The organism is Kovacikia sp. CALU 1929, assembly GCF_056784235.1.
Genome location: NZ_JBXBCF010000057.1, coordinates 129,133 through 150,269, shown reverse-complemented (window position 1 = coordinate 150,269; position 21,137 = coordinate 129,133). Strand labels below are relative to the sequence as shown.

Below are 21,137 nucleotides of genomic sequence, written 5' to 3'. Positions count from 1 at the left end.
CTGGCAATTCATAAATCTCGAAAAAATGGACGATGCCGATTCGAGATTGGAAAGCAGCTTTAAATCGTTTTGCCATTGAATTTGAAGGGAGGTTTCCGATGTGATATTCCTCTCTTGACACAAACTACTTTACAAACTCCTCCAGTTGGCATCTGAAGTCTACCAAGGATTTTCTACCCAACAAATTCAAGACATTGAACAGATTGCGCTAGACCGGCAAAACTTTTTTGAAGAATCGGCGAATCAATGACTGTTTTACCTGCACTTCTAGACACTGATATCCTCTCTGCCATCATGCGCCAAGATCCTGTCGTTATTCCAAAAGCTCAGGACTACTTGCTGGCTCACGAACAGTTCATTTTTTTCATTATTACTCGATATGAGATTCTGCGTGGACTCAAGGCAAAAGGTGCAGTAAAACAGCTTGCAGCATTCGATCTCTTCTGTGATGTAAATATAATTTTGCCGCTGACTGATGAAATCATTATGAAAGCCTCTGACATCTACGCACTTTTGAGGCAGCGAGGCGAACTGATTGGAGATGCAGATATTCTAATCGCTTCTACTGCGTTGGTTCAAGGATTACAATTAGTGCGATCGCCCGCCTCGTCGGTTGGGTTGACGGCAGGAAACCCAACACCATTAACCCCGCAAAAGAAACCCATTCAACGGTCTAGTTCCACACTTATTGATGCAATTATTGATGGTTGCAAAGCCTATAAATGTTGGGTTTTATTGGCTCAACCCAATTTACGGCGAGAGGCGATCGCCTGCCTCCCTGCCTCTCGTTCTCCTCTTCCCATTCCCCCTGCCTTTCTATCAACTAACGGGTACCTTCAGCCAGGTAGAAAGCTCATAGGCTAACCAATCTAGCTCAGAAATTGTCAGAGACGCGCTGCCATTTAGGTCATACTTCTCTGTTCCCACCCAGATGATCAGTTGGGGGTCGCTGGCTCCAGACTGCCCATCGGTTGCTTTGCTATACTCCAGCTTGTTAATTCGGTGTCTGGGAGCAATCTGAGGGCGACCTGCCTGAAATCCCAGGCGTTTGGTGGTGAGCGAAATCTGTTGTGGATCGATTTGAAGTTGGGTTTGTCCCAGCAAAGATGGAATCAAAATTTCCAGGGTACGAGCATCTTTAGTTAGAGAAATTTTAGTGTCAGCCGGTTTTTCGATGGATACCTGGATATTCTGACTTTTTCTACCCTGCCCTAGCATGTCTAAGGCTTCCTGAGCAGATTTGCTTCGTTGATCCAGGTTTGGTTCAGTCATCCACTCCAACCAATCGGCAAATTCTGGACTCACACTGGTCGTTTGCCCAAAGTCAATTTTGACTCCCTTGCGCGGCAGACTGGAGGGGTGAGTTCCCGTGAGAAGGGCAATCAGCGTGGCACCCAGGCTATAGAGGTCGGAAGCGGGCACAGCCCGTCCGCTAAACTGTTCGGGAGGCATGTAGCCATAGGTCCCTACAACAGTGAACGCGCTCGTTTCTCCAGTACCTTTAATCGCCTTCACCGAGCCAAAATCAACCAGATACGCCTGACGGTTTGCCAACAAAATATTGCTGGGTTTGATATCCCGATGGACGATAGGTGGTTGACGACCGTGGAGGTAAACCAGAATGTTCAGCAAAGCTTTTGCCAGTTGCTTTGTCTCCGCCTCAGTAAAGATTCGTCCCTGTTGCATACATTGCTCCAGCGACTTTCCTTCCACATAGGTCTGAATCAACGCCAGAGCCTTATCATTCGGTAGCTGATGCTCAAAATAACCCAGGTAACGTGGGATGGAAGGATGGGAAAGAGACTTGAGGATCTCAACCTCCCGCTCAAACAGTTTTAGGTCGTCCCACTCTAGCTGCTCATCCAGAAACAAAAGCTTAATAACCACTTGTTGTTGAGTGATCTGATCACGGGCGAGTAACGTCCATCGCCCAGTTTGTTTGCCAATCTGCCGCTCGACTTCATAGCGATCGCCCAGTATTTGACCTGACATTGACTTGTCCCTGGTGAATATATACAGGTTTTATAACTCTGGTGATTAGAGAACAGCAAGTAGTGGAAGAGGGGAGAAGTTGTTGGTTGTTAGTTGTCATTGGTCATTGGTCGTTGGTCACTCTCAACTCTCAACTCCTCACTCCTCACTCCTCACTCCTCACCTCACCTGTCTGCGTAGAAAACTCAGTAGTGCATCACTGACCTTTTCATGCCAGTCCTCTTGGGGATAGTGCCCGACTTCTTCAAGTTTGATGAAGTCGGCATCCGGCAAAGATTGGGCAAACTGTTGGGCAGAGTTAAGGGGGAGCCATGGGTCGCGATCGCCCCAGGCAAATAGAATAGGACGAGTCCATTGCTTTAATCCTGCCTCAATTTCTGCGGTTGTTTGCTTTAACTCCAAATTTTGAATGGTTGCCAGTAAAGCCCGTCCCGCATCTGAACTTTTCAGGAAAGGTCGCCGGTAAACGTCCAGGTCCCGATCTTCTACACGATAGCCGCCGCCACCTTCCAGAGTTCTATCAACGAGCAGCGGATCTTGAGTCATCATGTCGCCAACCAGGGGTAACCCAAGCTGTTTCATCTTCCAGGGCAGTTTTGAATTGGTTGTAATGGGAGCATTCAGAATCGCGATCCGTTCAATTTGCTCAGGATGACGTAAAGCATACTGTAACCCGACCGAGCCAAGAAACCCCTGAACAACCATCGAGAATTGGTGAATCTCCAGAGCTTTGAGGAACGCTTCCAGAGCTTCAATAAAGGCATCAGAGGTGTAGGAAAAGTCCCGCCGGTCAGGTTTACCAGAGAAACCAGAGCCAATCCAATCGGGGGCGATCGCCCGAAATCCATGGTTTGCCAATGCTGGCATAACTTCCCGCCAACCATAGCTTTGGGAAGGAATGCCATGCAGAAGCAGAACAGGAGCACGATCTGTAATGCCGATGGGCACTGCTTCCCGGTAAAACCAGCGGAGGGATTCTGCTTCAACCCAGTTTTCGGTGGTTGATGACATTTTCTCAGTTTACTTAGGTTTGTTTGAGCTTACCGTTCCGGGGGAGCAACGGACAAGAAAGGAATTGAGCAATCTCCTCTAAACAATTAGATTTCTAAAAAAATGATTACGATTTGTAAAAGCAATCCATTTTGTAATTTTCACTACAGAATTTAACTGCTATATTATTCTAGGAAGGCGAACAATCAATACAGGAAAACCCACTATGTCTACAAATGAACAAATCCGGGCATTGATGATCCGTCATCATCACCTGATCAAAAACCGTGAGCAGTGCATGTTAAGCCGTGCTGCATCTGAAATTGGTATGCCTGCTGAAACGGCTCACTTCTGGAACCACATCCAGGGCAAGCCCCATCCCACCCTTGCTTCGGACTACGAGCGCACCCATGCGTCTATGAGCTAGTGGTCTGTCAAGAATTATTCTGTGGGTTGAAAACCCCAAAATAATAACCCCTTTCCTATCCCAGACTCACAAATACAAAGTTGGCAAACTGCTACTAGACTCAGTAGTTTAGAATATCCAAATTTCTGCCGGTAAGTACAAAAGGTCTTTCAAGTTTCTGTCTGATTAAGCAATACTTTTGTAGCTCAGAAAAAATGGGCGGTCTGCAAAGAGCAGACCGCCCATCGTTTTTTGTAGGTTTTAACGGGCTTGGTCATAGGCTATCCGACCTCTATATCGATGCCTATGACCCATCGCCCTTACTCCACTACTCCTACTTGGATAAGGTTCGCCGCTTGCTAATCATGCGGTAAGACTCGATAATGTCGCCTTCTACCCAATCGTTGAAGTTATCGATGCCAATCCCACATTCATAGCCAGTATTAACTTCTCGTGTATCTTCCTTCATTCGCTTCAGCGAATCCAGGTTACCTGAAAAGACAACAGAACTATTCCGATGTACCCGCACTTTAGAGTTACGAACCACCTTGCCAGATTGGACATAGCAACCCGCAACCGTACCACGTCCCACTGGGAAGACTGCCCGGACTTCAGCCTGCCCTAATCCTTCCTCAACTAACTCAGGCTCCAGTAGCCCTTCCATCGCAGCCTGAATGTCATCTAGCAGGGTGTAGATGATGTTGTACTCACGCACATCAACTCCGACGCGATCGGCTGCTTGACGGGCACCTGTTGCCAGGGTGGTGTTAAAACCAATAATGACCGCACTACTAGCCGCTGCCAGGTCAACGTCGGTTTCGCTGATTTCGCCCGGTGCAGCATGCAATACCCTCACCTGGACTTCCTTCTGCGGCAATTGCTTAAGCGCTCCCAAAATTGCCTCAACGGAACCCTGAACATCCGCTTTGAGGACCAAATTGAGTTCTTTCAATTCGCCTTCCTGAGCACGGGCAGACAGGGTAGTCAGGCTGACTGGACGTGATGCCATAGCCCGCATCAATCGGGTCTGGCGCTGTTCGTCCAATTTTGCAGTCGCCACAGCGCGGGCTTCTTTCTCATCCTGGAAGACTTCAAACTCATCACCGGCTGCCGGAACATCGCTCAGACCTAAAACCTCAACCGCAAAGGAAGGACTACCTTTCTTGACACGAAGCCCCCGGTCGTCCACCATTGCTCGCACCTTACCAAGGGAGGAGCCAGCGACTAGAATATCCCCAACTTTCAGGGTGCCATTTTGGATCAACAGTGTCGCAACTGGACCCTTCGCCTTATCCAGATGCGCTTCAATCACCGTGCCTCTAGCAGAACGATCCGGATTCGCATACAGATCTTCAACTTCAGACACCAACAGCAGCATTTCCAGCAAGGTATCCAGGTTTTCGCCTGTCAAAGCGCTGACGGGTACCATAATGGTGTCGCCACCCCACTCCTCAGGCACCAAACCGTATTCGGTTAATTCTTGCTTAACCCGATCCGGTTGTGCTTCCTCTTTATCAACCTTATTGATAGCAACAACAATGGGAACTTGAGCCGCCTTAGCATGGCTAATTGCCTCAATCGTTTGAGGTCTGGCACCATCATCAGCCGCCACCACCAGAACTGCAATGTCAGTCACCCGTGCGCCCCGCGCCCGCATCGCGGTAAACGCTTCGTGCCCAGGAGTGTCTAAAAAGACCACTTGCTGCATCTGACCATCGTGCTCAACATCCACATGATAGGCACCAATATGCTGAGTAATGCCGCCCGCTTCGCCCTGGGCTACCTTGGTCTTGCGAATCGAGTCCAGCAGGGTTGTTTTGCCGTGGTCAACGTGTCCCATGATAGTGACAACGGGCGGACGGCGTTGGAGTTTCTCCAGATCAGCCGCATCTATCATCTCAGTAACTTTACGGGCTTCTGCTTCTTTTTCACCCGTTTCGACTTCAACGTCCAATTCTTCAGCCACCATTGTGGCAGTCGGAACATCTAAAGTTTGGGTGACGGTGGCAGCGATCCCCTTCATAAACAGAGTACGGATAATCTCAGTTTCAGGAATCGCCATCATGGCGGCAAGTTCCTGCACGGTCAGGCTACCGATCAGCACAATTTTGGTGGTTTTCTCCACTTTGGCTTCTTCGCGACGCTCACGGCGATCGCGGGAAGAGTTTTGCCTTCTAGCTTTTGGAGCGGCTGCTGCCGGAGGCTTCGCCTGAGGAGCGCGTTGCGACTTTGGCTTAGCCGGACGAACTAAGGAAAGGCTAACCTGCATCGGCATATCCTGATTCTTATCGAGGATGTTATCAAGATCTTCATCATCCTCGTCATCCAGTTCTGGCTGAACGCGACGCTTACCCTTGGTAGGAGCTTTGGCTTTTTCAGGGAATTCCCGCCCTTCTTCCTCTTCTTCCTGCCAGCCCTTACCCTTTTTGGCCGTGCGGGGCAAGGTGGGTCTGAGAAGCTGAATTTCTTCCGTGCCAGTACCGGTCGTCGCAGTTTCAGTTCCTGCCGGATTAGGACGGTTTGCCCTCAACACAGGTTCAGCAGTCGCTCCCATATCACCAACCCGACCTGTGGCGGCTACTCCCTCATCAGAACCGGGACGAACGGGACGAGGACGCTTCAGTTCTACGATGGTTTGTGGGCGAGGTGTAGGGCGATCGGCCGTAGATTTTGCTCCAGCTTGGCTACTTCCAGGGGATTTGGCAACAGGTCTGGGTGAACGCTCAGGTGCATCAGAAGCTATTTCACCCTTAGAAATTTGAGCAGGCTGACCTGGCTGAGTCCGCTTTAAGACAGGACGGTTAGGCAAACTGGCTCTGTTGGAAGCAGGCGCACTCGGTCTCATGGGTGGACCAGAAAGTTCTGGCTGGGGCAGGGGTTCCTGAATTTCCTCTGGCTCCTCCACATCAGACACACTAAAGGGTGTCTCAACAGCCTCTTCTGCTACAAATTCAACAGGTTCAGCCACTTCTTCCAGAGCAACCAATGGCTCGGCATCCTCAGATGACGGAACGGTGTCCACCGGTTGACCTGGGCGACTAGGCGCAACCGGCTTCACCGATAGCGGAGTCGCCTGACTTGAAGCAGCCTGATTTGGAGCAGGCTGAGCAGCGTAGTTTGGCGGAATAGGGGCTTCCGGACTGGGAGAGGAACGAATAATAGGCTTACGAATTTCTAGAATTTGTTGCTTTTTTTGAACCGGAGCCGCTGGCTTCGGTTTTGGCTCCGATGCTTGAGAGTGTGATGAATGGCGTGGAACAGGTTTTGAAGAAGCGGGACGACTTGCAGCTTGCTTTTGGGCAGCAGCACGAATCCGCTCAGCCTCAGAGTCCGTAATTGTACTGCTATGACTCTTCACCGAAATATTTAGCTGTTCACAAACCGCCAATAAATCCTTGTTATCCAAATTTAATTCCTTCGATAGTTCGTAAATTCTGACTTTGCCGCTGTTCATCCACCGTTCCCTCGCTACCTAATTCCAGTTTTCACATAGTTGCCTGCTGTCTTGACTAAACGACATTGGACTCGACTTAAATCCGCTCCAAATAATATAGAGGGGCGAACTTTTGCCTCTCCCAAAGTGGAGATTCAGGTCATTTCCCCACATAGAGCAGACTTACAATAGTAAATGACTGCTCCTCTTGAAGAGTCACTCTCTTCTTAATTTTGCACAAAATTTCTCAATACTGAGGTTTGTTGCAGCTATAGGCTCCATTGAGATTATGTCACCAGACAAACTAATTTCATTTTCACACTGATTCAGCTCCCATCAAAATGAAGATATGCCCTGGCTGAGATGCGCGAAATGATGAGAAGGAAGACACCATGCTCAGTGGTGTAGAACCTGACTGAATCAGTGAAGTCAATACTTTAACAATCAAAATGAATAGTTGCCCTCTCAATACTGGAACTTGCTAACAATCTACCCAACCTACAGTGTAACCTAGTGGTTCACCGAAGGAACTTTGCCTGGTCATCTAAACCCAGAAAAACCAATTTGCAGACTACTGCTAGCCATAGTCTACCTAATTTAGAGTAGTTGAGTCAGCCTCTTGCCTGTCAGTCCTCTTAAGAGTCATCTCAAGATTTCCTGAGTCTGCCTTCAAATCCACTAGTGCCTGATGCAGGCGATCCCACAATAGCTTATAAACGGCTTCTGGTACTGGTGCCTTAAGTACCCGCCCTAGTCTGTTTTTGCGCTGTGCCGCTTGTAAGCAGTTCGCTTGAGGACACAGATAGACCGATCGCCCCATTCCGTGATCCAATACAACAGTCTCGGAGGGGTGAAGTCTGACAATTCGCCAAAATTCACTCCGATGAGCCGTCCTGCGACAACTTAAACAACGGCGATAGTTAGGCTCCATTGAGATCCTTTAGGGACGTTCTAGCGCAGCATCAGATTCAGAACCCGAACCATCAGCCGTGGCACCCGAAACCGTTACTTCCTCTTCAACCGGCGATTCATCTTCATAATCAAAATCTACCTCTTCCTCCTCAACTGCCTCCTCATCAAACGCTTCTACATAAGCACTTTGTACCTGACGGCGTTCTTCTAGAGCAGCCGCAATCTTACTATTCTCTGCATCATAGTCGTACTTGGCAGAGTCTTTAATGTCAATCTTCCAGCCGGTTAACCGAGCAGCTAGACGAACATTTTGCCCCTCCTTGCCAATCGCTAGACTGAGCTGATCCTCTGCCACCAGAACATGTGCCTGCCGCCCTTCTGGATCAATCAGGCGGACTTCGTCTACCCGTGCCGGACTGAGGGCATTGGCAATATAGGTGGCAGGGTCAGGCGACCAGCGAATGACATCAATCTTCTCGCCCCGCAGTTCATTGACAACGACCTGAATTCGAGATCCCCTGGCACCAATGCAAGCGCCTACCGGATCAACATCCCGTTCCAGGGTATCAACGGCAATTTTTGTGCGGGGTCCGACAAAGCGAGACGGCGGGTTCGCTTCCCGAGCAACCGCTACAATCCGAACAATTTCATCCTCAATTTCAGGCACCTCATTGGCGAACAGATACACGACCAAACCGGCATCTGCTCTAGACACCAATAGTTGCGGACCCCGATGGGATCCTTCAGAAACCCGTTTCAGCAGAACCCTAAAGGTTGCGTTCGCCCGGTAGTTATCATTGGGAAGCTGGTCGCGCTTCAGGAGTTCCGCCTCCACCTCTGGCTGCCCAAAGCCACTATTGACTGCCATAATCACGGACTGTCGCTCAAACCGCAGCACTCGTGCCTGAAGCACAGTCCCTTCCAAATCTTGAAACTCTTCCTGTACGAGCTTTCGCTGCTGATCACGTAACTTCTGTGCCAGAACCTGCTTCGTTTGAATGGCTGCCATCCGACCAAATTCACCCTGGTCTGGGGTGACATCCAAAACCACTTCCTGTCCTGGTTGCGCCTCCTCTGCTACCTCGCGCACTTCCTGAAGTGAGATTTCATGATCGGGATCAGACACCTCTTCTACGATGGTTTTGGTCGCCAGGACGCGGAATCCCTCTTCTTCTACGTCTAACTCGACCTCAAAGTTAGAAAAGTACTCATCGTCAAAAGCCGGGTTTTCCATTCGTTGAGTCCGGCGGTAACGCTCATATCCCTTCAGCAGTGCTTCTCTCAGCGCTGCCTGAACTGCCAACTTGGGCAGATTCCGCTCTCGGCTGATGTTGTCAATCATGTCTCGGAGTCCGGGAAGGGTAACCATGGACATAGGGAAGCTCCATTTCGTTCTGTATGAGGAAAAAATGATGAAACGGGAAAGAGTTAGAAAGTTCAGAACTTTAATTTGAGAGTTATAGAGAATGGGTGGAGGAGTAAAGGGTTGGATGATATGGATGGAGGGTCAATCTAATCAACTCACAACCAACCCCCCTTTCGCCTCACACCTCGCACTTCAGTGCGGCTCAAATAACTGAACTTTTGTAACAAGGTTGGCGGGAATCGCGATCGCCCGTCCTTTCTGGTTTAAGTGAACGGCGACTTCATCCCGACGGATGAGTTGCCCAATCCATTCCTGCTGTCCTGCATAGGGTTGTGATGTGTTGACAATGACAGTAAACCCCTTGAAAGAATGGAATTCGCGGTCAGTGGTTAAGGTACGAGAGATCCCCGGACTGGAAACTTCAAGCACGTAAACATCAGGAATCACTTCCGTTTCATCTAGAGCTTCTTCCAGGGCGCGGCTCATCCGTTCGCAGTCATTCAAACTGGTGTCTTGAGCAGGATTGCGGATATCCACCCGCAAGACAGGTGGATGCTGGTTTGTATGAAAAACAACTCCAACCACCTCTAAACCCAGAGCGCTTGCTACAGGGTTTGCCAGATCAATGATTTTTGGAATCAAGGGATGAGTCATGAAGATTAATGTGAAATAAAAAAAGTGGGTGAAAACCCACTTCCCATGAAACAAAAACTTTCATGAAACCAGGAAACGCCACAGGGATTTCCCAGAGGCTACGCCATTTAGTCTAGCTCAACTTATGAGAAGTGACGAAGGTTACTGTTGTAATTGCGCTAAACCCAAATCGCTAACCGTAGTCAAGCAGAAATACTGGTGAATGGACTCAAGGGTTTATTTCCTGGTTCCTGCCTCCAGGTTTCTACCTCGGTAGAAATTGCTAGCCAACCTTTATAAAGCTTGCGTTTATAAAGGTTGCGTTGCTAGAGAAGGGTATTGTAAGATAGAAGACTGTGTTTAATTGAAGAAATATGCCTAAGCTAAAGAGCCGCAAATCTGCTGCTAAACGCTTCAGAGCGAGCGGAACCGGAAAAGTCATGCGTCGTAAAACCTTTAGAAGCCACTTGTTGGAGCATAAAAGTGCTTCTCGCAAGCGTCGTCTTGCAGGGATGGCAGTCGTAGATGAGCGGGATGCTGGCAATGTTCATTTAATGCTCCCGTATCTTTAGAGTTCTGAGTTGTCAGCTTTGAGTTATGAGTTGAAGCTTATCGACTTTCATAACTTGAAACCCAGCGCTCAAAATTCAAAACTTTCAACTTAAACTTTGGAATGCAGAGGAACCAGGAATCATGGCACGGGTAAAGCGCGGCAATGTGGCTCGTAAACGCCGCAAAAAGATTTTAAAGTTGGCAAAGGGGTTCAGGGGATCTCACCATCGCCTGTTCCGTACAGCCAACCAGCAGGTGATGAAAGCTTTACGCTATGCCTATGCCGATCGCCGCAAGCGCAAGCGTGACTTTCGTCGTCTTTGGATTACCCGCATTAATGCAGCCGCTCGTCAGCATGGCATCAGTTACAGTCAACTGATGGGTGGGTTGAAGAAAGCAAACATTCAGATCAATCGTAAGATGCTGTCACAGATGGCAATTCTTGACCCGGCTGGTTTTGATCAGGTTTTACAGGTGGTCAGTCAGGTTGGCAAAAAAGCAGCTTAAATCCTCATCCAGGTTGAGAACTGGAGATTTTCCAGGAAAACCTATGGGTTTCTAAGTTGATGAGGTTTAAGAGCTTATCCAAAAAGTCTTCTATTGTTAAAACTTAGGGCTGTTCCCAGGCAGTTCTGGCGCAGGCTTTAAGGACATTTTTGAGCGCTATCTGGCATGTCCAGGAACGTTTTACGGTCACTAAGTTGGGGGTTCGGCATTGGTTTGGTGGGGATGACTTTGTTGGCATCCCCCTTTACTGCTGCTGAAGATCTAAAAACGATTCAGTCACGGGGACAACTGCGGGTTGCAGTCAAAGATAATTTGATTCCACTGGGATTTCGGGGATCGGATGGGCAATTGCAAGGACTGGAAATTGACATTGCTCAACGGCTATCTCAAGAACTCCTGGGGCGCCCAGATGCATTGGTGCTGGTGCCCGTACTGAACCAGGATCGGATTGGAACTTTGCTGGACGGTCAGGTAGATATTGTGATTGCCAGAGTCACGATTACCCCGATGAGATCGCGTATTGTTGCTTTCAGCATTCCCTACTATCGAGACGGCACAGCCCTGGTTACCCAAAATTCTAAGCTTCAAACCCTACTCGATCTCACCAATCAGGTGGTCGCGGTATTGGATAACTCCAGCACGATTCCCCTGATTCGCAACCGTCTGCCTCAGGCAAAGCTGATTGGAGTACCCTCCTATGAAGCTGCCCGATCGTTATTGGAAAGTGGCCAAGCGATCGCCTTTGCTGCCGATGCTAGCGTCTTGAGCGGTTGGGTGCAGGAAAATCCCCAATACCGTCTGCTGACCCCCACCCTTTCGGTTGAACCTCTCTGCATCGTCCTGCCAAAAGGTATTCAGTACGACGAACTGCGCCGACGAATCAATGAAATCTTGACTCGCTGGCAGGTAGAAGGATGGTTGAAGGAGCGGGCAACTTATTGGGGACTGCCTTAAAAGGGGAGGAGGGGGATGAGATTGAGAGTTGAGAGTTGAGAGTTTTGAAGTACACAACAGATTATGGGAAATGGCAAAAGGCAGAAGCCAAAAAGCAAAGGGCTACTGACTCCGCACTCCTAACACCTCCTCTCCCAAAAATTCCTCCCTAAGCCACTCAAATTGTTGTAGGTTGATGAATAGCCTGTTTTGACTTCGCGTTTGGAAAAGCTGGCGGTAAATATGAAAAATTCCTTTCCCGTTATTTATGTTTCTTTATTGCTTGTGCTGTTGTCGCTGGCAGCTTGGGCCGTATTTAGTCAAATTTTGAAAACACGGCGAGTAGAGACTGCCCTCAATCGATTGCAGTCCAAGTTGGCGAAAGATAAAGGAACCGCACAGGAGTATTACGAGCTGGGCAGCATTTACCTGGACAAGAAAATTTATGCTCAAGCGATCGCCCTCTTCCAGAAATCGCTCAAGGCAGAGGATTTAACAGAGCCGGACAGTGCGTTAGTTTACAATGCACTGGGTTTTGCCTACTTTGCTCAGGAGCAGTATGATCTGGCAATTCGTCAGTATAAAGAGGCGCTCAAGGCTGAACCTAATTACGTTACGGCGCTTAATAACATTGGTCATGCCTATGAGCGAAAACAGCTCACCGCGCAGGCTCTAGAGGCATACGATCAAGTGCTGGCAGTGGATCCAAAGAACAGTACAGCTAAGCGTCGGGCAGATTCTCTGAGAAAACGATTGGTACCTTCCACTTAAGCAGGTAAAACAGAAAAAACAAAAGTCAAAAGCTTCTAGCTTTTGACTGCCAAGCAGATTTTGAAGGGTTGCAACCCTTCAAAACCCCGCAAATTGGTTTTTCTGGATTTAGATTACGAGGCACCATTCCTTTGGTGAACCACTAGTGTTCCGTCAGGAAAATTTTGACGGGTCATAGACCCTCAAAATTTAGCCATCATTAACTTTCTGGGTATTCGCTACCTGTCAAATTTAATTTGACAACGTACTAAGAGCTTCCAGATAAGCGCTTTCTATAATTTGACTTCCTTGAAAGAGATTGATTCCTGTTCTATGTGTGGACTCAATCTCTTTTCAGTATGAAGTGAAGGCGAATTTCTCAACAAAATAGTCTGTGTTTCCGGGAAGGATAAGGTACTCTCTGGATATATCTCATGGGAGCTACATTACACTCATGGGTACGGAGTACGATCAGCAATCCCTCCACGGACATCGAACGCTTGCGGCGATCGTCTTTTCTGACGTAGTCAATTACAGCGGCAAGATGTCTCGGAATGAGGAACATACGCTCAAGTTAGTGCAGCGTGACCTGGAACTGATGACCCGCTTCTGTGAGCAGTACGAGGGGCGGGTGTTGAAGTTTACAGGGGATGGTCTGCTGATGTATTTCACGAGTGCAGTTCAGGCGGTTGCTTGTGCTCTGGAGGTGCAGAAGACGATCGCGGCAAAAGCAGCCAATTTGCCCGAGGAAGATGTTTTACAGCACCGGATTGGGATTCACCTGGGAGATGTCTTTGTTAGCCCAACGGATGTTATGGGCGATGGGGTGAATATTGCTGCCCGTCTGCAATCTGAGGCAGAACCGGGTGGTGTTTGCCTTTCCCAAATAGTCTATGACGTGGTTAAAAAGCGGTTGGCATTGCAGGCAACTTACCTGGGACCGCGAGAACTTAAGCATATCCAGGAAGCCGTTCCGATTTACCAGATTGTTCTGGCGGCGCAGAAAAAGACGACAACGACCTTGAAAAGTGGGTTAGAAAGAACCCTAAACGAATCGGCTGGGGCAAAGGATGATGAGCTTCCACTTGAGGCAGGCAGCAATAGAGGGATTGAGGGATTTACGCTAGCAGATAAACCCAGGAAATCTTTGGAGCGTTTGTTAACTGAGACGATTGGTCCGATCGCTACTGTTGTGCTGCAACAGGCGCTAGAACAAGCAGAAAGCTACCAGGAGTTGATAGAACGTCTGCTGACTCACCTGCCCGACCATTTACAGAAACCATTTCGAGAGAGCGCTGATCGGCTGTTGCAGGCAGACAGCGATCGCCCGCCTGTCCAACCTCCTCCTCAGCCAGTGCTCCCAGAAAAACCATCTGTTGCCAGGTCTGCTAATGCGATCGCCCCTGACTTCGTTAAGCGTTGTGAATTAGAACTGACGAAAGCCATTGGACCGATCGCCCCGCTCATCGTTCAACGAACGCTGTCCCAACAAAAGGATTTATCTCGTAGCCAGTTGATTGATGCGCTGGTGACCCATTTGCCCAATCCAGAAGCAAGTGCCTCCTTCCGCCGCGAACTACTGCGGTGTCAAACTTAATTTGACGGGTAGCGAATACCCAGGAAGGTAGTGAGGGTTAAATTTTGAGGGTCTGCGACCCATCAAAATTTTCCTGACGGAACACTACTCGCCTCGTCCTAGCATTTTCATTGCCATCACCAAACTGGTTTTCATCCGGTTAAACGCTTCGGAAAGATTGCCAATCTCGTCTTCTGAGTTTTGCTCAAAGCTGGCATCCATATTACCCATACTGACTTCGTTGGCTGTTTTCGCCATTTTATTCAACGGGCGGATCACCGTCTTTCTCAACAACCAATTGATCACCAACATCGTAATCGCAAAAGCGGTTGCCAGAATTCCCACAAACACCAGAATTGAGCGGCGCGCACTGTTAAGAATGCCGCTTGCAGGAACCGAGATAATCTGGGCACCCACAATTTCGTTTAACTTCCAGCCAAAACCATTAGTGCTGCCATAGGTTTCGATCTGACTCTTGGGTGCCGCTTCAGGCGTGCTGTGGCAACGCAAACAGCTTTCTTTATCTTTTGTAATTTGAATCGGTCGAGCAATATAGAACAGGTCGCCAGCGGGAGAGGAACGATAACCCGTGAGTTCCTTCAGCTTTGAGTTTTGGCGGAATTGTTCGACTAACCCTGTCTCAAAGCCATCTGCTTTATCTCGCAGATTGGTCGGGTTCAGGGTCGCTTCTTTATAGAAAAAGTCTGAATATAGCTGGTTTTTGCGCAGCCCTTCCATCACTTCGCGAGCGGAGTAACCAGGGACGGTCTGGGGCAAAAATTGGTTCTCTACTTCCAGCCTGGGTGCAAGTTCCGGGTTAACCTGGGTCAACGTATAGTCACGCACCGAGAGCATCGTTTGAAGCAGCAAATTTGCTTTTGCAGTCACTTCGCGTTCTGCATTGTAGTTCAGCATCGCTGAAAAGGCGATGCCGCTTAAGATGACGGCACCCAGAAACACCGCCAGCAACAAAACGTTGAACTTTCGACTGAGTTTAAGCTTTTTGAGCATTGCCGTTTCCAGAAACCTCTTCGTAGATAATACGCTCTATAGTCTGAATTCTGAATCACAGGAATTCGACTGAACTATGTCGCCTGCCATGCCACCAATGATCTCTCGCCGTTCTTTGCTGATAAACAGTTTGCTATTTCTGGCAGGCTGTGCTGCTTCTCAATCCGATCGCCCTGAAAAACTGGGAAGGTTAATCATTGGGGTGGTTGCCTATGGCGAAGGAGCACGCTCTCTAGATCAATACCAGCGTTTTGTGCAATTTCTGGAAACCAAGCTAAAAACCTTAATCGAAGTTGAGCCTGCCTATAACGAAGTGAAGGCAGTTGAACAAATCCAGCGCCAGGTGTGGTCGCTCGTATTTGCACCACCGGGGCTGGCTGCGATCGCCATTTCCAGAGCCAACTATCTTCCCCTATACCCACTCCAGGGAGTGAATAACCTGGCTTCTGTGCTGGTTGTGTTGAAAGATAGTCCAATTCAAAAAATTCAGGATGTCACTGGTCAATCCGTTGCCTTAGGACAACCCGGTTCTGCAACGGGCTACTACGTCCCCCTATATGAGCTATATGGCACCACCCCCTCCGAGGTCAGAACTGCCCCAACCCCCAAAACGGTCTTAGAGTGGGTGGCAAAAGGAGAAGTCGCCGTGGGGGCATTGGCAAAGGAAGAGTACGATCGCTTCCGGTCTGAGTTCACCCCCACCGAGTTTCGAGTCCTGTTCACCAGTCGCCGTATCCCGGCTGGCTCTGTGCTGATTAGCCCAGCCGTGGAACGCAACCAGCAGCGATCCATCCAGCAAGCAATGAATGAAGTGGTGCCCGCGATCGCCCAGGAGGTCGGCTATATCCCCAATGCCCAGCCCCCGGATTATAAAAATTTGATCACCTTCATTGAAAAAGTGAAACCGATTGAAGCACGAATTAATCAAAAGCCTGCACCCCTGTATCAGTAGCAGGGTACAGGGGGATTAGTTGTTGTTTGTTGGTTATTTAGTTGTTAGAGAGGGTGGAGGAGTGAGGAGTGCCCTCATCCCCAACCCTTAAGGGAGCCAGAACTCTTGTTCCCCCGCCCCTTGGGACTATCCATTACGCAAAACCCACTCAACACTTGATGTAGATAACCTTTCGGATGCTAACACTCTTACCGATCAACCCTTTTGGAGGGGGTCTGGGGGACGCAACCGTCCCTCAGCAGGGGGTGCGGGGGACAGGTCCCCCGATTTTGCGGCTCCTGCCGCCCCTAGATCTTTGCTGTTGCCCTGTTCAACCGTTGGGTCAAACTTCACTACCTCAACCATTTCAGAGATTTCTGCCCTCACCCTAGCTCCTTGGGAGAGGGCTAGGCAGAGTCAGGCAATCACAGAAGGTTGCCTAACAACCAACAACTATAACTCTCCTCACCCCTCACCCCTCAGTCCTCACCCCCACCCCTCACTCCTCACTCCTCTCACTGCTAGACTGAGATGATGATTAAATTCTGAAAAGGAAACGGCGATGCGACTGTCTCAAATGCTATTTGTGACTCTGCGGGAGGATCCGGCGGAGGCGGAAATTCCCAGTCATAAGCTGCTGCTAAGAGCAGGATATATTCGACGCATTGCCAGTGGGGTGTATGCCTATCTGCCGTTAATGTGGCGGGTGCTGCAAAAGGTGTCGAAGATTGTGCGGGAAGAAATGAACGCGACAGGAGCAATGGAGTGTCTGCTACCCCAGTTGCAGCCTGCCGATCTGTGGAAAGAGTCAGGACGGTGGGATACCTATACAAAAGCAGAAGGGATCATGTTTTCCCTGGTTGACCGTCAGGAACGGGAGATGGGATTGGGACCCACCCATGAGGAAGTGATTACGACCGTTGCCCGCGATATGATTCGTTCTTACCGACAGCTTCCCCTGCACCTGTATCAGCTTCAGACAAAGTTTCGGGATGAGATTCGCCCTCGATTTGGTCTGATGCGGGGGCGAGAGTTCATTATGAAGGACGGCTACTCCTTCCATACAGATGAGGAAAGTCTGAAACAGACCTACCACACCATGCACCACGCCTACAGTAATATGCTGCGCCGCTGTGGTTTGAAGTTTCGAGCAGTGGAGGCAGACTCAGGGGCGATCGGCGGTTCGGGTTCCCAGGAATTCATGGTGCTGGCAGATGCCGGGGAAGATGAAATTCTTTACACAGATGACGGCAAATACGCTGCCAATGTCGAGAAAGCGATTTCCCTGCCGCCTGAGGTTGAGCCTTCTCCCTTCAAAAGCTACGAAAAGCGAGAAACTCCGGGCACTGAGACGATTGAGAAGATGTGCAAGTTTCTCAAGTGCTCTCCTACCAATGTGGTTAAGAATGTCCTGTACCAGGCAGTCTACGATAACGGGGTAGTGGTACTGGTGCTGGTCAACATTCGAGGCGACCAGGACGTGAACGAGGTGAAGCTACAAAATGAGTTGACTAAACTGGCAGACCGTTATCGTGCCAATACAGTACTGGTGCTGACTGTACCCGATGCTTCTGAGCAGGAGAAATGGGCAGCACAGCCTTTGCCCCTGGGATACCTGGCACCCAATTTACCCGATCGCTACATTCGGGCGGCACAACCTCAGCCCGTTGGGGCAAAAGCTACTTCTCAGGTTGCTCCCAAGTTTTTGCGGCTGATCGATAAAACTGCTGTGGATTTGAAGAACTTTGCCACCGGGGCAGATGAAGCGGGCTACCACATCGTTGGGGCAAACTGGGGTCAGGAATTTGAACAACCGGAACAGGTTGTAGATGTGCGGAAGGCGAAGGCGGGCGATCGCGCCCTCCACGATCCGACTCAGACCTTGAAGAGTGCCCGTGGAATTGAGATTGGGCATATCTTCCAGCTTGGCAGTAAGTACTCGGTGGCGATGGGAGCCACCTATACCAATGAGCAGGGCGAGGAACGACCGCTGGTGATGGGCTGTTACGGAGTCGGTGTTTCCCGCTTAGCACAGGCAGCCGTGGAACAGTCCCATGATAAGGATGGAATTATCTGGTCACCGTCCATCGCCCCCTATCACGCGATCGTGGTGATTCCCAACATCAATGATGCGGAGCAGGTCAAAGCCGCCGAATCTCTATATGCGGAACTCAACCAGGCAGGGATCGAGACCTTGCTGGATGATCGCGAAGAGCGGGCAGGCGTTAAGTTCAAAGATGCCGATCTCATCGGCATTCCTTACCGAATTGTGACCGGCAAAGCCCTCAAGGACGGCAAGGTAGAAGTGGTAAAACGCGCTACTAAGGAAACCCAAGAAATTCCTCTAGAAGCCGTTGTAACGACAATCCAGCAGTGGATAGGGGATGAGGTGGAGTAGGGGAAATTGGATAAATCCCCCATCCTGCTCCCTTCCCTATCGTCGAACAGAATCTCCTTGCTTGAGAATCTTATTGGTGGGAGATGGCAGAACACGAGTGTTGACGGCTAACCGGAAGAAATGGTTAAAGCGGGAGGCGGGTGCCCAGTCTGGTAGGTACTCTTTTCGCTGGGTAATAAAGACTTTTTGAAACCCAGGATAGGCTTGTCCAGTGAGGGCATCTCGCGTTACGACAACACAACGCTGACAGGGATTAACGCCTTCAAAGCTGACATCACCGACCTGAAATGGAAGGGTAGTGGTTGCTTCGCTAAACAGGCAATCCTCCCAAAAGGCTTCCGTATCCCCAATTTCAAGGTTCGTTCGGAATCGTTTACGAATGTCTTCCAGGTTCAGGTCTGGGAACCAATTGGCTACCGCCTTGAGGGTGGCTGTGCTGATAATGGTTGGACCAGGAGAGAGGGTGTCATCGGGAAACCCAACATCAAGATTTCGCAAGAGCCGGACTGGGAAGCCAAAATAGTCACTTAACCAGACTTCCAAAGGGGTGCGATCGCTCTCCAGGTGAAACCTGACTGGTTCAGCAGAGCCTTCCAGGCTTAAGGTCACAGTACGTGCTTCCAGGTCAAATATTGAACGCAGCCGATGAATCGCTGCATTGCGTTTACCATTCACGTAATGCCCTTCCCCATCCACAATCACAAACTCGCGATCGCCCTTAAGTGCTCCGCTGTCCAATACCTCTGCCTCGGAAACAGCCACTCCATCCAGCGACTTGATAGGGAAGATAAAGATGTTCGCCAGGTGGGGCATTGAGTAGGGGGTAAGGAGTGAGAGAGGGGTTGTTTTACTGCTTCTTAGATAATGCTGCCTGGGTCAGAGTCCAGTCGGGACGCAGGATTCTTGCCTGACGGAGGTAGGGATGATAGATGGCTACGTTTGGATCAGGGGTGTTGAAATGGATCAGGAGGCGGATGCAACGCTCCAGACTGCCTTCCACATGCATCTGCTGCACATCAAATAGAGGAATATTTGACCAGTTTGGGCGTTCGCGGGCGATCGTAGCAGGAAAAATGGCATCCAGATCCCGTGTGACCGAAAAGGTGGCGCTCACAATTTCATCGGGGTCGATTCGATTATAGGCTTCTAATTCATCCAACAATTCGTGAACCGCTTCTCGAATTGCTTCTTTAGAATTTTCTGAGGCAGTTGTTGCCCCCCGAATTGCTCGAACTCGCCAACCCACGCCCGTTCCTCCGCTTAATAAAACAAAACTCTGTCTTGAAATCTTAACTTTGGGCAGCTCAATCACAAGAGCCTTTGATCTCAATCTTGGCTGAAAAATTGTCTAACGTCAGTAGGAAAGCCCGTTATCTTACCGAAAAATTAAAGGTTCCTGTTGCCAGACGCTTGAACATCTGGCATCCGATACGCCTGCTAAGACGATTTACCAAAAAGAACTTACCCATCATTGTAGGATGGGCAAAGGGTCTTGCTTCCATCGCAAAGAGCAGCGGCAGAGAGGCACGTATGGCTTTTGCCCATCTTGCTTTAGATTTTATTTTTCAGAAATCACCTAAGGTCTATACATCCATAGAGGAAGCCCGCTGGTTTTCAACTCAAATTCCAGCCATTCTACCCCTGCCGCCATCCCTGGTATTGCCGCGAACTGGCTGATGCCGATCTGATCCCTGGAAAGCAAACGATTTAAACGAGATTTACGCTCCCCCAAAGTAATGCAGCGGGCTTTTTCAGGGTCTAGTCCGGCAAGCTCTGCTGCCCATTGACGGGCATCTTCTTCAGTTCCCAGACGGTCTATAACTTTAAGCTCCAGTGCTTGCTGCCCGGTAAAAATCCGACCATCTGCAAAACTTCTGACGGTTTCCTCGGACAGTTGACGGGCTTCGGCAACCGTTTGCACAAACTGCTGATAGCTGATATCGATCAGTTCTTGCAGGATATTCATTTCTGAGTCAGTCAGTTCCCGGTCAAATGCCAGGATGTCTTTGTAGGGACCAGACTTAACGACTTTAAAGGAAACACCAACCTTCTCCAGCAGGCGTTCTAGATTGTTTCCCCGCAGGATCACTCCAATGCTGCCTGTGATCGTACCGGGATTCGCCATGATGTAGGGAGCGCCCATCCCTATGTAAACCCCTCCCGAAGCAGAAATATTACCAAAGCTGGCAACAATTTTAGTTTTTTGCTGTAGCCGCCGGAGGGCATAGTAAATTTCTTGGGAATCGCCCACAGTGCCGCCAGGACTGTCTATTCGTAGTAGCAGAGCCGGAAATTTTCGTTCTTCAACCTGCTTGAGGGCTTCCAAAACGCGCTTACGGGTCGAGCCTGCGATCGCGCCTGTTACTTCAATTCGAGCAATTTGTTTCCGAGAGCGGGGTTTGATAAACCAGACCATAGATTAAATAATTGTTCAAGTAAATCACAAAGTTTTGCCACCAACCTGGATCACCAGATGCCTGACCTCACCTTAAAGGAGTTCTGGTCAGTGATCCCCACCAGACACCATCTTCTAGTGTGCCTTATCCCAAGAAAGGATGGCAGTTTTAGCCAAATTCAATAAAAAAAAGTTCTAGTGGTCTGTCAAAAATTATTTTGTAAGCTGAAAACCCCAAAATAATAACCTGTTTCCCATCCCAGACTGACAAACACAACGTTGATAAACCAGTAGTCCTAAACGGCTTAATGGTCGGCATGGGGAAAGCTCTATAACCACCAGTAGATTAAAA

At 49.3% G+C, this 21,137-nt stretch carries 20 protein-coding genes; 9 read left to right on the top strand and 11 right to left on the bottom strand.

Annotation, left to right across the window (positions count from 1 at the left end; all coding sequences use genetic code 11):
• Positions 1-246: 246 nt before the first annotated feature.
• A complete protein-coding gene (locus tag AC1S52_RS07225; protein ID WP_482028345.1) occupies positions 247-864 on the top strand; it encodes a PIN domain-containing protein in 618 nt (205 codons plus the stop codon).
• Here the strand turns inward: AC1S52_RS07225 and AC1S52_RS07220 are convergent.
• Both AC1S52_RS07220 and AC1S52_RS07215 read right to left on the bottom strand, forming a co-directional pair.
• Positions 820-1,992: a serine/threonine protein kinase gene (locus tag AC1S52_RS07220; protein ID WP_482028344.1), complete on the bottom strand. Its 1,173-nt coding sequence runs from the start codon at positions 1,990-1,992 to the stop codon at positions 820-822. The genes AC1S52_RS07225 and AC1S52_RS07220 overlap by 45 nt on opposite strands.
• 159 nt (positions 1,993-2,151) lie before the next feature.
• The gene (locus AC1S52_RS07215) at positions 2,152-3,003 is read right to left on the bottom strand and encodes an alpha/beta fold hydrolase (protein ID WP_482028343.1); all 852 of its coding nucleotides are present in this window, start codon (positions 3,001-3,003) and stop codon (positions 2,152-2,154) included.
• Positions 3,004-3,208: 205 nt separating this feature from the next.
• Between AC1S52_RS07215 and gifA the strand changes: the two genes are divergently transcribed.
• Positions 3,209-3,409 (top strand): glutamine synthetase inactivation factor IF7A, encoded by a 201-nt coding sequence (gene gifA, locus AC1S52_RS07210; protein ID WP_482028342.1) that lies wholly within the window; start codon positions 3,209-3,211, stop codon positions 3,407-3,409.
• Positions 3,410-3,722: 313 nt separating this feature from the next.
• Here the strand turns inward: gifA and infB are convergent, their stop codons facing one another.
• The 4 genes from infB to rimP form a co-directional block, all read right to left on the bottom strand.
• A complete protein-coding gene (gene infB, locus AC1S52_RS07205; RefSeq protein WP_482028340.1) occupies positions 3,723-6,842 on the bottom strand; it encodes a translation initiation factor IF-2 in 3,120 nt (1,039 codons plus the stop codon).
• A 571-nt stretch (positions 6,843-7,413) separates the two neighbouring features.
• Positions 7,414-7,752, bottom strand: a complete 339-nt coding sequence (locus AC1S52_RS07200; protein WP_482028339.1) for a YlxR family protein — start codon at positions 7,750-7,752, stop codon at positions 7,414-7,416.
• Positions 7,753-7,761: 9 nt separating this feature from the next.
• The gene (nusA, locus tag AC1S52_RS07195; RefSeq protein WP_482028338.1) at positions 7,762-9,108 is read right to left on the bottom strand and encodes a transcription termination factor NusA; all 1,347 of its coding nucleotides are present in this window, start codon (positions 9,106-9,108) and stop codon (positions 7,762-7,764) included.
• 183 nt (positions 9,109-9,291) lie between these two features.
• Complete coding sequence (rimP, locus tag AC1S52_RS07190) at positions 9,292-9,753, bottom strand: ribosome maturation factor RimP (protein WP_482028337.1); 462 nt, start codon at positions 9,751-9,753, stop codon at positions 9,292-9,294.
• A gap of 353 nt (positions 9,754-10,106) precedes the next feature.
• Between rimP and rpmI the strand changes: the two genes are divergently transcribed.
• From rpmI to AC1S52_RS07165, 5 genes are all read left to right on the top strand, one after another.
• The gene (gene rpmI, locus AC1S52_RS07185; protein WP_482028336.1) at positions 10,107-10,304 is read left to right on the top strand and encodes a 50S ribosomal protein L35; all 198 of its coding nucleotides are present in this window, start codon (positions 10,107-10,109) and stop codon (positions 10,302-10,304) included.
• 121 nt (positions 10,305-10,425) lie between these two features.
• Entirely contained in the window at positions 10,426-10,791 is a 366-nt protein-coding gene (rplT, locus tag AC1S52_RS07180; RefSeq protein WP_482028335.1) for a 50S ribosomal protein L20, read from the top strand.
• 165 nt (positions 10,792-10,956) lie between these two features.
• Positions 10,957-11,745 carry a transporter substrate-binding domain-containing protein gene (locus tag AC1S52_RS07175; RefSeq protein ID WP_482028334.1) on the top strand — a complete coding sequence of 263 codons (789 nt, stop codon included), beginning with the start codon at positions 10,957-10,959 and terminating at the stop codon, positions 11,743-11,745.
• A gap of 222 nt (positions 11,746-11,967) precedes the next feature.
• A complete protein-coding gene (locus AC1S52_RS07170; RefSeq protein WP_482028333.1) occupies positions 11,968-12,495 on the top strand; it encodes a tetratricopeptide repeat protein in 528 nt (175 codons plus the stop codon).
• Positions 12,496-12,928: 433 nt separating this feature from the next.
• Positions 12,929-14,071, top strand: a complete 1,143-nt coding sequence (locus AC1S52_RS07165; RefSeq protein ID WP_482028332.1) for an adenylate/guanylate cyclase domain-containing protein — start codon at positions 12,929-12,931, stop codon at positions 14,069-14,071.
• Positions 14,072-14,155: 84 nt separating this feature from the next.
• Here AC1S52_RS07165 and AC1S52_RS07160 read toward each other — a convergent pair whose 3' ends face one another.
• Positions 14,156-15,061, bottom strand: a complete 906-nt coding sequence (locus tag AC1S52_RS07160; RefSeq protein ID WP_482028331.1) for a c-type heme family protein — start codon at positions 15,059-15,061, stop codon at positions 14,156-14,158.
• 88 nt (positions 15,062-15,149) lie between these two features.
• On the opposite strand from AC1S52_RS07160, the gene AC1S52_RS07155 reads away from it, so the two are divergent.
• Entirely contained in the window at positions 15,150-16,013 is an 864-nt protein-coding gene (locus AC1S52_RS07155; protein ID WP_482028330.1) for a phosphate/phosphite/phosphonate ABC transporter substrate-binding protein, read from the top strand.
• A gap of 195 nt (positions 16,014-16,208) precedes the next feature.
• Here AC1S52_RS07155 and AC1S52_RS07150 read toward each other — a convergent pair whose 3' ends face one another.
• Positions 16,209-16,358, bottom strand: coding sequence for a hypothetical protein (locus tag AC1S52_RS07150; protein WP_482028329.1), 150 nt, complete (start codon positions 16,356-16,358; stop codon positions 16,209-16,211).
• 196 nt (positions 16,359-16,554) lie between these two features.
• Here AC1S52_RS07150 and proS point away from each other — a divergent pair, with 196 nt between their 5' ends.
• Positions 16,555-18,390, top strand: a complete 1,836-nt coding sequence (proS, locus tag AC1S52_RS07145; protein WP_482028328.1) for a proline--tRNA ligase — start codon at positions 16,555-16,557, stop codon at positions 18,388-18,390.
• 36 nt (positions 18,391-18,426) lie between these two features.
• Here the strand turns inward: proS and AC1S52_RS07140 are convergent, their stop codons facing one another.
• The 3 genes from AC1S52_RS07140 to sppA form a co-directional block, all read right to left on the bottom strand.
• Positions 18,427-19,203 (bottom strand): MOSC domain-containing protein, encoded by a 777-nt coding sequence (locus AC1S52_RS07140; RefSeq protein ID WP_482028327.1) that lies wholly within the window; start codon positions 19,201-19,203, stop codon positions 18,427-18,429.
• A gap of 34 nt (positions 19,204-19,237) precedes the next feature.
• Positions 19,238-19,636 carry a chorismate mutase gene (gene aroH, locus AC1S52_RS07135; RefSeq protein WP_482028326.1) on the bottom strand — a complete coding sequence of 133 codons (399 nt, stop codon included), beginning with the start codon at positions 19,634-19,636 and terminating at the stop codon, positions 19,238-19,240.
• A gap of 330 nt (positions 19,637-19,966) precedes the next feature.
• Positions 19,967-20,806 carry a signal peptide peptidase SppA gene (gene sppA / locus AC1S52_RS07130; RefSeq protein WP_482028325.1) on the bottom strand — a complete coding sequence of 280 codons (840 nt, stop codon included), beginning with the start codon at positions 20,804-20,806 and terminating at the stop codon, positions 19,967-19,969.
• Between the last annotated feature and the right edge of the window lie 331 nt (positions 20,807-21,137).